Annotated in this window: 15 protein-coding genes and 1 tRNA gene; 3 read left to right on the forward strand and 13 right to left on the reverse strand. The window is 60.3% G+C overall.

Translation table 11 applies throughout. The features are described 5' to 3' along the window. Positions 1–181: 181 nt before the first annotated feature. A complete protein-coding gene (locus GKC30_RS05175) occupies positions 182–2755 on the forward strand; it encodes a SulP family inorganic anion transporter (protein WP_367613984.1) in 2574 nt (857 codons plus the stop codon). A gap of 84 nt (positions 2756–2839) precedes the next feature. Here GKC30_RS05175 and rfbD read toward each other — a convergent pair whose 3' ends face one another. The 11 genes from rfbD to GKC30_RS05230 all read right to left on the reverse strand — a co-directional run bounded on the left by rfbD (position 2840) and on the right by GKC30_RS05230 (position 11724). Then, positions 2840–3721 (reverse strand): dTDP-4-dehydrorhamnose reductase, encoded by an 882-nt coding sequence (gene rfbD, locus GKC30_RS05180; protein WP_155932737.1) that lies wholly within the window; start codon positions 3719–3721, stop codon positions 2840–2842. Beyond that, positions 3721–4737 carry a dTDP-glucose 4,6-dehydratase gene (gene rfbB / locus GKC30_RS05185; RefSeq protein ID WP_155932739.1) on the reverse strand — a complete coding sequence of 339 codons (1017 nt, stop codon included), beginning with the start codon at positions 4735–4737 and terminating at the stop codon, positions 3721–3723. Before rfbB ends, rfbD begins: the two co-directional genes overlap by 1 nt. Positions 4738–4832: 95 nt before the next feature. Next, positions 4833–5285, reverse strand: coding sequence for a tRNA (cytidine(34)-2'-O)-methyltransferase (locus GKC30_RS05190; RefSeq protein WP_155932741.1), 453 nt, complete (start codon positions 5283–5285; stop codon positions 4833–4835). A 24-nt stretch (positions 5286–5309) separates the two neighbouring features. Further along, a complete protein-coding gene (locus GKC30_RS05195; protein ID WP_367613986.1) occupies positions 5310–6017 on the reverse strand; it encodes a molybdopterin-guanine dinucleotide biosynthesis protein MobB in 708 nt (235 codons plus the stop codon). Position 6018: 1 nt separating this feature from the next. Further along, a complete protein-coding gene (locus GKC30_RS05200) occupies positions 6019–6696 on the reverse strand; it encodes an ABC transporter ATP-binding protein (protein WP_155932745.1) in 678 nt (225 codons plus the stop codon). Beyond that, complete coding sequence (locus GKC30_RS05205; RefSeq protein ID WP_155932747.1) at positions 6693–7388, reverse strand: ABC transporter permease; 696 nt, start codon at positions 7386–7388, stop codon at positions 6693–6695. Before GKC30_RS05205 ends, GKC30_RS05200 begins: the two co-directional genes overlap by 4 nt. 60 nt (positions 7389–7448) lie before the next feature. After that, positions 7449–8273: an ABC transporter substrate-binding protein gene (locus GKC30_RS05210; protein ID WP_367613987.1), complete on the reverse strand. Its 825-nt coding sequence runs from the start codon at positions 8271–8273 to the stop codon at positions 7449–7451. A 37-nt stretch (positions 8274–8310) separates the two neighbouring features. Further along, positions 8311–8697 carry a winged helix-turn-helix domain-containing protein gene (locus GKC30_RS05215; RefSeq protein WP_155932751.1) on the reverse strand — a complete coding sequence of 129 codons (387 nt, stop codon included), beginning with the start codon at positions 8695–8697 and terminating at the stop codon, positions 8311–8313. 131 nt (positions 8698–8828) lie between these two features. Then, a complete protein-coding gene (locus tag GKC30_RS05220) occupies positions 8829–9668 on the reverse strand; it encodes a HesA/MoeB/ThiF family protein (RefSeq protein ID WP_155932753.1) in 840 nt (279 codons plus the stop codon). Positions 9669–9671: 3 nt separating this feature from the next. Further along, positions 9672–9899 (reverse strand): MoaD/ThiS family protein, encoded by a 228-nt coding sequence (locus tag GKC30_RS05225; RefSeq protein WP_155932755.1) that lies wholly within the window; start codon positions 9897–9899, stop codon positions 9672–9674. 97 nt (positions 9900–9996) lie between these two features. Next, positions 9997–11724, reverse strand: coding sequence for an aldehyde ferredoxin oxidoreductase family protein (locus GKC30_RS05230; RefSeq protein WP_155932757.1), 1728 nt, complete (start codon positions 11722–11724; stop codon positions 9997–9999). 177 nt (positions 11725–11901) lie between these two features. On the opposite strand from GKC30_RS05230, the gene GKC30_RS05235 reads away from it, so the two are divergent. Next, a complete protein-coding gene (locus GKC30_RS05235; RefSeq protein ID WP_155932759.1) occupies positions 11902–12486 on the forward strand; it encodes a hypothetical protein in 585 nt (194 codons plus the stop codon). Here GKC30_RS05235 and GKC30_RS05240 read toward each other — a convergent pair. Continuing rightward, on the reverse strand, positions 12483–12824 hold the full coding sequence (locus GKC30_RS05240; RefSeq protein WP_155932761.1) for a hypothetical protein: 342 nt from the start codon (positions 12822–12824) through the stop codon (positions 12483–12485). The genes GKC30_RS05235 and GKC30_RS05240 overlap by 4 nt on opposite strands. Here GKC30_RS05240 and GKC30_RS05245 point away from each other — a divergent pair. After that, positions 12823–13014: a hypothetical protein gene (locus GKC30_RS05245; RefSeq protein ID WP_155932763.1), complete on the forward strand. Its 192-nt coding sequence runs from the start codon at positions 12823–12825 to the stop codon at positions 13012–13014. The two genes, GKC30_RS05240 and GKC30_RS05245, sit on opposite strands and share 2 nt — an antisense overlap. A 111-nt stretch (positions 13015–13125) precedes the next feature. On the opposite strand, the gene GKC30_RS05250 is transcribed toward GKC30_RS05245, so the two are convergent. Further along, positions 13126–13202: transfer RNA gene (locus tag GKC30_RS05250), tRNA-Val, on the reverse strand. Positions 13203–13303 lie beyond the last annotated feature (101 nt).

Raw genomic sequence — 13303 nt, forward strand, 5'->3', positions numbered from 1 at the left:
GAATTCGGCCCGGTCGCACGGGCGGACCGTTGGCGTTCATCCTCGATCCTGGTGGTGTGGCGTGGCGATTTTTAGATGCGGATTCTGCGATTACAGGCGCGATGTCCCGGATTCTCTGCTTGGGAAGAAAGCGAAATGCCCTGAATGCGGCCATGGCGGCCGTGTCGCTGACGATGTTTCAGTGGCGGATGATCCGGTCGCCTCCCAAGTGCCTGAGCGAAGCGGAGCCAGTGCCGGGAGCCTTGATCTTGATGCCATCGCCGTGGACGATATGGTTGACGGCATGGTTGATGACGGTCCTGAGGACATTGTTTGCGCTGCCTGCGGCCAGGTGGCCAGTGGAGAGGACAGGTGCCCGGGGTGCGGGATGCCCCTGAAGCGGCCGGAGTCGTTGCCTGACCCTGATGAGATGGGCATTGATGTCAGCGATCTGGCTGAAGAGGGTTCTGCCCAGATATGGGATGAAAACTATTCCGATCCTTCCGCCCAGGGAAAAGGCGCCTTTGTGGACGCCAGGCCGTCATCCCTGGGAGGGCGACTGTTTGAAGGCAATTTCGCGCTTAATGTCTTTGCCGGTCTGATCTCGGGGCTTCTCGCCTTTTATTTCGCTTTGGCCCTAGCCATTCTGACTAGCTCCCAGCCGGGCATGCAGCCTTTTCTTCCCTCGTTCATCTCCATGGCGCTGGTGGCCTCTGTGGCTGGCTGCATCCTCTTCTCTGTCTTGTCGCGCATACCGTTTTCCCTGGCCGGGCCCGAGACCGTTCCAGCCGCCGTGCTGTTCCTTTTCGTCGGTTCGCTCTACAAGGACATGGCCGGGCTGTATCCCACGGATTCCATGATCCCAACCATCCTTGCGGGGGTCGTTCTGGCTGCATTGAGCACAGGATTTGCCCTGTGGCTGCTGGGCAGGCTCAAGGTTGCCGAATACGTGCGTTACATCCCGATCCAGATCATCGGCGGCGTGGTGGGCGGAGTGGGTGTCTATGTCCTGCTGGGCGCCTTCGACTGGATGGGAGGGCTCTCTCTTGATTGGTCCAATTTTTTCGTGGCCATGGGGGATTGTGTTGAACTCATCCGTCCCGATCAGTGCCTCGCGGCCATACTTCCCAGCGTTGTCTTCGGACTGATACTGCTTGTCGGGCTTTCCCGGCTCAAGAATTCGCTGTTCATGCTGGCCATGATCCTTGCGGCCACTGCAGCGGGATACGCAGCAGGCGTCTGGGGTGCTGATTCTTCAATAAGCTCCCTGGCGGCGACCATTCCCCTGCCTGACGCGCCGATTGCGCCCCTGGCTGCGCAATCATTAGGTGAGGGGTTTGAGGCCATTCAGTGGGGTGTGATCAAGGCCAATGGCCTCTATATCGGCGGGCTGGTCATTCTGGTGGTGCTCACCTCCATGAGTCGTGTGACCAATCTCGAGCTGCTCCACGGGCGCGAATCGGATCTCAATCAGGAGTTCCATGCGTTGGGGTTGACCAATATGGCAGGCGGACTGATGGGCGGGATGCCCGCATCCATCTCCTACGGACGCAGCGCGGGCAATCGGGCTACCGGAGCACGGGGACCGATGGCGGGTGTGATGGCCGGGGTGCTTTGCGCGGCAGGTCTGTATTACGCGGACGTTGTCATTCCCATGATTCCCCGCTTCGTGCCTGAGGGCATCCTCATCTATGCCGGGCTCGACCTCATTCGCGACTGGCTCTTCAGAACCAGGACCGCCTTCACCCGGCGCGACGATATGGTCATGCTTTGGACCACCTTTGCCTTCACCCTGTTCCTTGGTCTTCTGGCTGGCATAGGCATCGGTGTCGGCCTGGCCCTGATGGCAACTGTCAGCCGCTACAGCAAGGGCGGGGCGATCCGTAACGTCCTTTCGGGCGTCAATCATCGCAGCAATGTGGACCGCGCCCCGGCCCAGCAGCGGGCACTCAAGGAGTACGGCGATCACATCCACATCCTGCGGCTTCAGGGGTTCATCTTCCTGGGTTCCATGGAGAGCCTGCTCAAGTCCATTCGCGAGCGTCTCGAAGCCCGGGACATGCTGCCTGTGGAGTATCTGGTTCTTGATTTCCGCATGGTCACCGGGCTTGCTTCTGCAGCGGGCATAGGATTCCGCAAACTGCGCAATGTGGTGGAGGAGTACGATCTGGAACTGATCATCACCAGTGCGCCCCTTGAACTTGAGGAACATCTCTCCAGCATGGGGTATGTGGGCGAGGATGACTCGCCTTTCAAGGTCTTCTTCAATCTCGATTTCGCCCTGGAATGGTGTGAGAACCGTGTGCTTGATGCGGAGAACATGCTGACCATCAAGAATCTGACCCTGCCGGAGTTGCTGACTCCGGTTTTTCCCGAGCCCCGGTATATCCCGGCACTGATGAAGGTGCTCAAGCGGGTGGTGGTGGACAAGGGACAGGCCGTGTTCCGTCAGGGCGACAGGTCGGAGTCCATGTATTTTGTCGAGTCCGGGCGGCTTGATGTGGAGCTGGAGCTTGAGGGCGGCAAGCTGCTCAGGCTCAAGAAGGTTGGCCCGGGCGCGGTCTTTGGCGAGATGGGCATCTATACACTGGCCCCGCGATCGGCCACTGTCCGGGCTGCCGAAAAATGCGTACTCTACATGATGACCATGGACAAGCTGAACGCGGTGGAGAAGCGGGCTCCGGTTCTGGTCACGGCCATCAATCGCTTTTTGATCAACATGCTTTCGGAACGGCTGGCAGATGCCAACAAGAAGGTGCGCGACCTGATGGTATGATGACAGGCGTGATAGGACAGGGGCCGAGGCGCTTGACGCGCCTCGGCCCCTGTGCTTTGCAGCAGGTGTTTTGGGTGCTCCGGGTCAGATGACCGAGCCGCGTTTGAGGTCGCCGAGCACGTAGTCGGCCAGGGCCTGTTGCCAGTGTCTGGGGGTCACGCCTGTGGCCTGGATAAAGCGAGAGAGGTCAAGAACGGAATAGGCCGGGCGCACGGCCTTTGTGGGGTAAGCGCTGGTGGGGACGGGCTCGACGTGGCAGTCGAGCCCGGCCAGGGTCACGGCCTGGGTTGCCAACGCATGCCAGGTGGCCTCGCCCGAGTTGGCAAGATGGTGGATGCCCGTTTCGTCGCGGGCCAGAAGGGCAAGGGTGTAAGCGGCCACATCGGGAGTATAGGCGGGTGAGCCCATCTGGTCGTTGACCACGGTGAGGGTGTTGCGCGTTTCGCACAGGGTCAGGATATTTTCCACGAAATTCATTTTTCCGGGACCAAAGAGCCAGGAAGTCCGAATGATCAGTGTGCGCTCGTAGCCGAAGCGCAACAGCCCCCGTTCGCCATCTGCCTTACTGATGCCGTAGACCGAGAAGGGGTCTGGTTCGTCATAGGGTTGGTAGGGGGTTCGTTTTGTCCCCCGGAAAACAAAATCCGTACTGAAATGAACAAAGGGCACCAGACGCTTGGCCGCCAGCGAAGCGAGCAGCGGCGGGGCCGTTGCATTGAGGGCAAAGGCCATCTCTTCCTGCTCTTCGGCCAGATCGACTTGGGTGTAGGCCGCGGCGTTGACGATCAGGTCCGGGTCACGCCTGTCCAGCAGCAGTTCCACGCTCCGTGGGTCGAGGATGTCGCAGTCCTGGCTGGACAGCGGCACGGGTCTGGCTCCGGCCAGGCGGAAGGCCCGGGTCAGCGCCTGGCCCAGCAGACCAGTCCTCCCTCCGAAGATGACGACGCCTTTGCCTTTGAGCTGCATCAGCTTCGCGCCCCGTACCAGGAGTCCATGAACCGCCGATATTCCCCGCTTTGCACCTGTTCGAGCCAACGGGAATTGGTTTCGTACCAGTCGATGGTCCGGCGCAGGCCGGTGGCGAAATCAAGGCTCGGGGCAAAACCCAGTTCCAGTGCGGCCAGAGAATAGTCCATGGCGTAGCGCCTGTCGTGGCCCGGGCGGTCACCGACAAAGGTGATCAGCGATTCCGGCTTGCCAAGAAGGGAAAGCATGGTCTTGACCACTGCGAGGTTGGTCTCTTCGGCATCGCCGCCGAAGTTGTACACCTGTCCCTCGCGGCCCTTGAGCAGAGCGAGTTCCACGCCATGGCAGTGGTCGTCAACGTATATCCAGTCGCGTACGTTGAGGCCGTCGCCGTAGACCGGGAGAGGTCTGTTGTCTTTGGCCGCAAGATACATGAGGGGAATGAGCTTTTCGGGAAACTGGTATGGCCCGTAATTGTTGGAGCAGCGTGTGGTGACTACCGGGAAAGCGTATGTCTCGAAGTAGGCGCGAGCCAGGAGGTCGGCCCCGGCCTTGCTGGCCGAATAGGGGCTGTTGGGGGCCAGCGGCGTGGTTTCCGAGAACTTCCCGCTGGCTCCCAGCGTGCCGTACACTTCGTCGGTGGAGATGTGGACGAACCGGCTTACCCGGCGCTGGCGGGCACATTCAAGGAGGTTTTGCGTCCCGAGAACATTGGTGGTCAGGAAGGGCGAGGGATCATCAATGGAACGGTCCACATGGGATTCGGCGGCAAAATTGACGATGGCGTCCACAGTGGCGTCAGTCAGCATATCCATGACCAGCGCCCGGTCTCCGATGTCGCCCTGGACGAAGCTGTAGCGGGGTTCGCCGCGTTCCAGGTCGGCCAGGTTGAGACGGTTGCCCGCATAGGTCAGTTTGTCGAGATTGACGATGGACCAGTCGGGGTGTTTGTCGAGCATGAGTCGGATGAAGTTGGTGCCGATGAAGCCGCATCCGCCGGTAACAAGGAGTTTCATTGCTGTGGTGCTCGCAGGGCTTGAGTTCCGATCAAAATATCGTTTCGCCAATCAATACAGGGCGAGGGAGGAAAAGACAAGGCGCAGGGCGCGGATCAGTCGGGCATGAGTCCGGTCTGGCGCAGTGCCTCGAAAAGCAGGATGCCCGTGGCTGTGGAAAGATTGAGGCTGCGCACCTCCCCGCAGATGGGGATGCGCACCGCGTCCGGGTGGCGCATGAGCAGTTCGGCGGGCAGGCCCCGTGTTTCCGGTCCCATAAGGATGGCATCGTCGGGTCGGAAGGCGAACCGATGGTGTGCTGTGGCCGCTCGGGTGCTGGCCGGGACCAGCCGGGGCGGAGTCACCTTGACCAGGAAGTCCTCAAGATTCGGGTGGACGGTCACGTCCACATGGGGCCAGTAATCCAGCCCGGCGCGACGCAGATGCTTGTCGTCAATGGTGAATCCCAGCGGCTCAATGAGGTGCAGCGGGGTCCGTGTTGCCGCGCAGAGGCGGGCGATGTTGCCGGTGTTGGGGGGTATCTCGGGCTGGTAGAGGACGATGTGCATGGCCGGGAGGTACCCCTTTCGCGGCTACACGTCCAGCTTGATGGTGGCCTTGCCCGGCGAATAACCCTTGAGTGTGCGCAGCATTTCCCGAATAGAGGCCGAGATGATTTCTTCCACAAAGGGTTTCATGCCAAGGGGGGCGCCGTTGATGTCCACTTCGATGGAGTTGTGCATGGCCAGGCAGGCGCGGGGAGTGGCTGCTCCGCGAACGATGTCCGCCGCCAGCGTGCGACAGTCCGGCCGGCCGCAGGTGGCGCAATCCATGCCGGGCAGAAAGAAACCTCGTTCAAGCACCGCGTCGGCCAAAGCGTCGATATCGGCGAAGGACGGGAGCCCTTTGATGCGGCCGTTGCCCCAGGAGCCGATGGCCAGCTCCGGTCCCAACCAGTCGGTTCCGTCGGAGAGATCGCCGTCGAGACAGAGCACCCGGGGCAGATAGCCCATGGACTTGCCGCCTTCCACAAGGAGCACGTCCGTAGTCAGCAGTGGCAGAAGGTCGGGTAAAAATCGGCTGCGGGTCCAGTGGACAAAGGCCTCCTCCGGTCCGAGTCCGGCCACAGTGTCGCAGATCTTGGCGTATCTGGCGGTGTCCGTGTCGCGCCAGTGAAGGCCGTGGTGGCTGAATTTGGTTGCGGCCACGGTCAGTCCACGCGCCTTGAGACATCGTGCCAGAGTCAGTCCAAGGGTGGTTTTGCCGGATTTCTTCGGGCCGATGATGGAGATAGCCTTCACGTCATTCCTCGTTTGGCTTGAGTGTTTCGGTGTCGATGATGCGGCCGTTTTCGATGCGAAGAACATGGTCGCTGACCGCGTGCAGCCAGGCCATGTCGTGGCTGGCGATGACCAGGGCCGTGCCGAATGTGTCGCGGGCGGCCAGGGCTGCTTTGCGGACCAGGGCCGCGCTGCTTGCGTCCAGGCTGGCAGTGGGTTCGTCCATAAGCAGCGCCCGGGGACGCAGGACCAGCCGGGCAGCCAGGGCCACCCGTTGGGCCTCACCGCCGGAGAGCTCGAACCACTGGCGCCGGGCGAAGCGCTCCGGGTTCAGGCCAACTGATTCCAAAGCGCTGAAAACCCGCTTTGTGGGGTCTTCCCGGCCGCGCACCTTGAGGCCGTAGGCCACGTTGCCGAAGACGCTGCGGCGAAGGAGATAGGGCTCCTGGACGAGCAGGGTGACTTGCCGGTGGACCGGACCGGGCGAGGCGGCCGCAGGGGAACCCTCAAAGGTCATGGTGCCCGAGGCCGGGGACTCGAGAAAAGCCAGCAGTCGAAGCAGGGTGGATTTGCCTGAGCCGTTTGGCCCGGCCAGTCCGACGATGCTCCCGGGCCTTATATCGAGGCGGTCCACGCTGAGGACGGTTCGGTCTGCATAGCGCTGGCGCACGTTGAAGAGACTGATGAGGGGCTTGGTCATCGTACGGCCTTACGCTTGAGGCCCGAGGCCAGGATGTTGACGGTCAGGGCCACAGTCAGCAGGACCATTCCCAAGGCGATGCCCATGGCAAATTCGCCTTTGCCGGTCTCAAGGGAGATGGCCGTGGTGATGGTTCGCGTGTGCCACTTGATATTACCGCCCACCATCATGGAGATGCCTACTTCCGAGACGATGCGGCCATAGGCGGAAACTGCGGCCAGCATGATGGAAAAGCGCGCCTCGACCACCGTGGCCCAGAGGATCTGGCGGGAGTTGGCCCCGAGGGTGGTCAGAGTCATGGGCAGCCGTTTGTCTAGCGCCTCCACGGCCGTGGCCGTCATGGCGATGATCACCGGCAGGCCGAGGATTGTCTGTCCGATGGCTATGGCTGGCAGGGTGAAGAGCAGCCCGGCCCCGCCAAAGGGCCCGCGATGGGTCAAAAAGGCATAGACCAGCAGGCCGATGACCACCGTGGGAAACGAGAGCAGGGTGTCCACCAGGGTGCGCACGATCTTTTTGCCGGGGAATGTCTTGTGTCCGAGCAAGAATCCGAGGGGGATGCCGACGGACAGGCTGGCGGCCATGGCCATGGTGGAGGCTGCCACCGTGGCCCATATGGCGGAATAGGTTTCAGGGTCGCCCGAAAGCAGAAGGAGAAAGCCCTGGAGAAAGCCCTGAAGCAGAAAATCCATGTGATGTCCGTTATGGCCGGGGGAGCGGTGGCCGCTCCCCCGGTTGATGTCGTGACGCGTTTATTTGGCGTTGGGAGTGAAGAGGGGCTTACCCAGGAGTGTGAAGTTGCCGATGGCCTGCTGCACGGCCGGGGAGGCCATCCAGTCGATGAACTGCTTGGCCATGTCGTATTTGGCGTTGGGGCATTTGGCCGGGTTCACGGCCAGGGCACTATATTGGTTGAAGAGAACCGTGTCGCCTTCCACCAGGACCACCATGGGAGGGGTGCCGCCCTTGGTGTCGGCGTATTTGATGTAGGTACCACGGTCGGTGAGGGTGTAGCCGTTCTTTTCGGCTGCCACGTTGATCGTGGCGATCATACCCTGGCCGGTCTGGACGTACCAGGTTTCCTTCTCGGGAATGGCCAGTCCGGCAGCGGTCCACAGTGACTGCTCCATCTTGTGGGTGCCCGAGTTGTCGCCCCGGCTGGCAAAGACGGCCTTGGCGCCTTCGATTGCCTTGAGGGCGTCGGTGACGTTCTTGTCCTTGACATTTGCCGGGTCTGAGGCGGGGCCAATGATGATGAAGTCGTTGTACATCAGTTCCCGGCGGTCCAGAAGCGCACCGGAATTGACATATTCCATCTCGGCATCAGGAGCATGGACGAGGACCACGTCAACGTCGCAACCCTCGGCCATCTTGAGAGCCTTGCCCGTACCTACAGCCACGAACTTGATCTCCACGCCCGTATCCTTCAGATACATGGGCACAATGAGTTCGTCGAGCAGGCCGGTGTTGGCCGTGCTTGTGGTGGTGGACATCATCAGGGTTTTGTCCGCCAGGGCGGGCAGAGCCAGGGTCAGGACAAAAATCAGACAAAGCGCGATCAAAGTAATTCGTTTCACAGGTATTCCTCCGGGTTGCGGGTTCGGGAGAGGGGCGTCATTCGGTGTCTTCCCGATAGAACTCGCCTGCCTTATCCACCTGCATTTCCAGCACTTCCGACGCCCGCTGGGCGGCGTATGCCTCGACATCGAGATAGAAGCGGAGGAATTTGTTCATCAGCTCCCTGCCATGAGGGGAGAGGGTGAACCGCTGTCCCTGGCCGCGGACCTTTTCCACCAGGGGATGCCCGATGCGCTCTTCGGCTTTCTTAAGTTTGCCCCAGGCGCGACGGTAGGACATGTTCAGTTCCTCGGCCGCCTTGCGTAGCGAGCCCAGGCGTTCAATGTGCTGTAAAAGCAGCGTACTTCCTATCCCGAGGTAGGTTTCGCGGTCCTGCTCGATCCAGACTCGCAGGCGAATTGTGGCGTTGTCCTTGCTTGGCATGGCATCAGGGTTGCGGTTTGATGGACAGGGGACGGTCCTGATTGATCAGGAACGATCACCTTGGTCCGTCATGGCAGATGTTGGAATATTAAGTCAAGTTCGGCATAATTACGTAGGGTTTTGCACTCATGTCACAGGGAAACCGTTTCGAAAGAGAGTTGCTTGAGATCAATGAGGAGCATCTTGCCCGTAAGGGGCGAGGGTTCGCCCGAGAGCAGGCGTACGACCTCCGTGGCCATGAGGGTGGCCACGAGGTTGACCGTGGGGATCGGGCAGCCGAGTTTTTCCTCGGCCCCGTTGTCGAGTCCCATGAATTGCGCCGGGCCGGGCTGACCGGGCATGACTACTGCCACGTAGCCCGTCCAGCCCGCAAGTGCGCCAGTGACCAGCGGAATGTCTGCCTCAGCAGCGCATTGTTGGAGGGTCAGCCGGTGGGTCATCCCCCCCAGGGCGTCGATGGCCAGATCAGCCCCTGTCAGGAAGCCGGGCAGGGAGTCTTGGGAAAGGAATTCGTGCCGAGCGTCCATCGTGACCGAAGGATTGATGCGGGCAGCCGCGATCCGGGCAGCCTCGGCCTTGGAACGCCAGACATTGGAGGTGTCGCTCAGTGCTTGACGGTTGAGATTGCTTTCCTCGAAGTCGTCGCCGTCAGCCACGCGCAGGGTGCCCACACCCAGGCGCAGCATCTGTTCAAGGAGGGTGCCGCCCAGCCCGCCCAGCCCCACCTGGGCAACCTTGGCGCGCAGCAGACGTATCTGGGCCTTAGGGGTGATGCTGTGCATGTTGCGCAGGTAGCGCGTAGGAATGATGTCGAGTTCAAGGGCCCGGGCCTCGACGCCGCACCCGGAAAGCCCCTGATCGGGAGCGATCACTGCCACGGCTCCGGGGGGAAGCGTCAGTGCGTGACCTCCCTGGGGCATGGGATTCGGAATCATCATGCTGTGGATGGCCACATCAAGGGAGGGGAACATGCTTTAGCCGCCCCCTACGGGCGGGAACAGTCCGACTCGGTCTCCGTCCCTGATCTCGCTGTCAAGGTAGGCTCTGGCGGAGTTGATGAAAATGAGGGCTATATCGTCCTCTGGGATGCCCAGTTTGGCGACGAGCGAACGTACCGTCTCGCCTGGCGCGGCGGGGTAGTCGGCCGCATTGGCGGGCAGGCTGGGGGCCAGTGTGGCGAAGCACTTGATTTCGATACCCATGGCTTGATTCTAGCGCGGGCCGATGGCGATGGTCAACAAAAGAGGCGGCAGCCAGGAAGAATTTCCCGACTGCCGCCATTTGTATCGGTAAAGCGGACTAGACCTTGGCGCCCTGCAGTTCGTCAACATCCAGATCCCATACCACGCCATGAGGCGGCAGGGGATCGGTTTCGAAGAAACGGGGCAGCTTGTCGTCCATCTTGGTGAACCCTGCACGCTCGTTGAACGCCTGCTCGTCCTTGAGGCAGTTGATGCCAAGGTTGACCAAGTCGTCGGCGCTGAAGGGCTTGCCAGTGTAAGCCTGGACCAGGTCGGCCATGGCCTGGACCCCGTTTGGCGCATCAAGGACCGCGAAAGCAACGAACAGGCAGAAGCCCATGGAGTCGATGGCTGCGGTGGCCACCTGGAGGTTCTTGGAGAGTTCTACGTTGCCTTCCTTCTTGTGGCCGTCGATGTCTCCGCCCACCTTGAGGATGTTCTGAGCCACGCCGTAACCGGCGGTGTGGTCCGCTCCCATGGCCGAGGTGGCGTAGGTGACTCCCACCCCCTTGACCGCACGGGGGTCGTAGGCGGGCATGGACTGGCCCTTGACCGTGGGCAGACGGTCCACGCCGAAGGCGCCTCCGGCGAAGTCCACGCCGTTGCCCATGATCATACCCATGGGATCTTTGGTGCCCACCTTGGAGAGCAGTTCGATGGATGCCTTGCCATCGCCCCAGGGGATGATGCCGCCGTCCATGGCGATTGCCAAAGTGTTGCCCACCTCGATGGTGTCCATGCCCTTTTCATCACAGATGCGGTCGATGGCAGCGATGTCGTCAATGTCCTTGATCATGGCGTTGGCACCCAGGGCCCAGACCGTTTCGTACTCGAAACCGGAGGTCAGGTACTCGCCTTTGGCATCGTTGTACTGTTGGGAGCACTGGATGATGCAGCCCGCATGGCAGCCTTCGGTGGTTTTGCCGCCTCGGGCGTTGATGACTTCGGCAATCTTCTCGCCTGATATGTCGGCGGCATGGTCAACTTGGCCCAGGCGGAAGTTCTTGCCCGGCAGGGCACCGGCCTCATTGACCACGTTGACCAGGATGGAGGTGCCGAAACCGGGCAGCCCCTGGCCGGTGACAGGGTGGCCCTGAAGGATTTCGACCCAGGTCTTGCGAGCGGTTTTGAATGCCTCAACGTCGACTGCGCCGACTTTGTTGCTGACAGCAGGATCAAGGATGATCGCCTTGATTTTCTTGGAGCCCATGACTGCGCCGGTGCCACCCCTGCCAGCCGAGCGGGCGGGCCGCTTGTAGGGGTCGGTGAACTGGATGGTGGCGGTCAGGCGCAGGGTCTCGCCGGCCGGGCCGATCATGGCCGCCACCAGTTTGTCGCCGTATTCGGCCAGCAGCTTGTCGTGGGCCGGGTAGTTGTCCATGCCCACAATGGGTGTTGCATCCTTGAAAGTCACCTTGCCATCGCTGATGAACAAGGTGGAGAAGGGGGCTCCTTCTTCGGGTTTATCTTCAAGGATGATGGCCAGCAGGTCCATCTTCGGCATTTTGTGAGCGAAGAGGCCGCCGGAATTGGACTCCTTGATCCCCTTGGTCAGGGGCGACTTGGTCCCGACCGAGACGCGGCCGGAGTTGGCTGCGGTGGAGCCGCCGAGTAGGCCGGTGGCGATGACGAGCTTGTTCTCGGCCGAGAGCGGATGGCAGTCGGCAGGAACCTCGGTATTGATGATGCGGGAGGTCAGTGCCCGGCCGCCAAGATTGGCGTAGTTGCCGGCGTCCTCAAAGGTGTACTCTTTTGTACGGGTGTTGATTCTCAGGATCTTTGGCATATGCGTCCTCGCAATTTTTAAGATGATGGACGTGTGGGCAAACGCATGTTTGACTTGCGCTGACAATATGGATTATCTATGCACCGTAGAAATAAAAAGTCAAAGAAAACATTATATTATGCTCGAGATGGCATAATGTAATGCTGGGTTGAATACCCGGGTAAGGTGTGAAAAGGCATGAAAAAGAACGAAAAACGCCTGCGTGTGCGCATGAGCCACCAAGGCAGACTGGCCTGGAATTTTTTGCTTCAAAAGGGATTTTATCTTGTCGGCCAGGCGGGTATGACGGTGCGTGAGTTCCTGGCCGCAGCCCTGGGCTATGACGACAGGACCATCGAGGAGCAGGTTCGGACCATCTTTCTCAACAGCAGTCCCATGGATGACATTGATTCGGCGCATGTCCGGGACGGCGACAGGGTGGCCCTGGGCGGTGCCATGCCCGGCCTCATCGGCATCTGCATGGGCCGCGACAATCCCTACAAGGGATTCCGCAGCGACATTTCGGTCCGGGCTGATGAAACAGTGGCGGACAACAGTGAACCCATCGGCGTGTTCGTCAAGATTTTCAGTACGCTGGCCGTGGATACCGGCGAGGCAGTTCTGGCTCGGGGCATCATTCTGGACGCCGCAGATCTGGCCGAATTTCTCTCCCGCCAGCAGGCGCACCTGCTTCCTCTTGACGGTCAATCCGTTGAATACCAACTGGCCGAAGCCCGGACCATGACAGGCCGCGTGGTCGTGTCCGTGGAGTTTGTCGGCTAGTCCGGGCAGCCCAGGCCCGTGGCATAGACCTTCAGTTTATCCACCTGCTCGGCGTAGCGCCTTTGGTTGATCACATCTTCGGTTTCGTAGCGGGAGACGTTGTCGTTCAATGCCCATGCTATCTTGTGGCAGGCTTCTTCCCGTTCATTAGCGGGCATGGCATCAAAGGAGTCGCCGTACTTTTCTTTGGCACTCCGGTAGGCTTTTTCCGCGATTCGGAATTCCGAGTCCGCCATCTCACGCAATCTGTAGATGTCATCAATGTCTTGGGCGGGCGCTGTTGCCGCCATCAGCAAAACCGCCAGGGCCAGCGCGGCCGTCCCAGAGAATTTGAACATGGCAGGAACCTCCGTGATTGGTGATGCCTTCTGCCTATCACAGTACCTATTCGATAAAAAGGTTTACTCCATAGGTGAAAGCGTGAAAAAATTACGTTCTGACCAGGAAGCTGTTTTGAAAAAGATCAGCACAGCCTTGGCCAGCCAGCAGACCAGTTTGACCGGGCAGACGATGACCAGCAGAGATTAAGTGTTTCAAATTAAAGTGGTTCGCGAAGCGTTGCAGGAGTGAAAGACAACGCGCTTCGACCATGCAAAAACAAAGGCGGCCCCGAGTTCACGGAGCCGCCTGGATGGTCGGTGGTGGGCGATACGGGATTTGAACCTGTGACTTCCACCGTGTGAAGATGGCACTCTGACCAGCTGAGTTAATCGCCCACTTAGTTCGTCTGCGGGCTTGCCGCCCGAAGGAGAATTCATATAGCCGCATGGGTTTCGCTTGGCAAGCATTTTTTCCGGGTTGGGAAAAAAAGACCCGG

This window comes from Pseudodesulfovibrio alkaliphilus, assembly GCF_009729555.1.
Classification (GTDB): domain Bacteria; phylum Desulfobacterota; class Desulfovibrionia; order Desulfovibrionales; family Desulfovibrionaceae; genus Pseudodesulfovibrio; species Pseudodesulfovibrio alkaliphilus.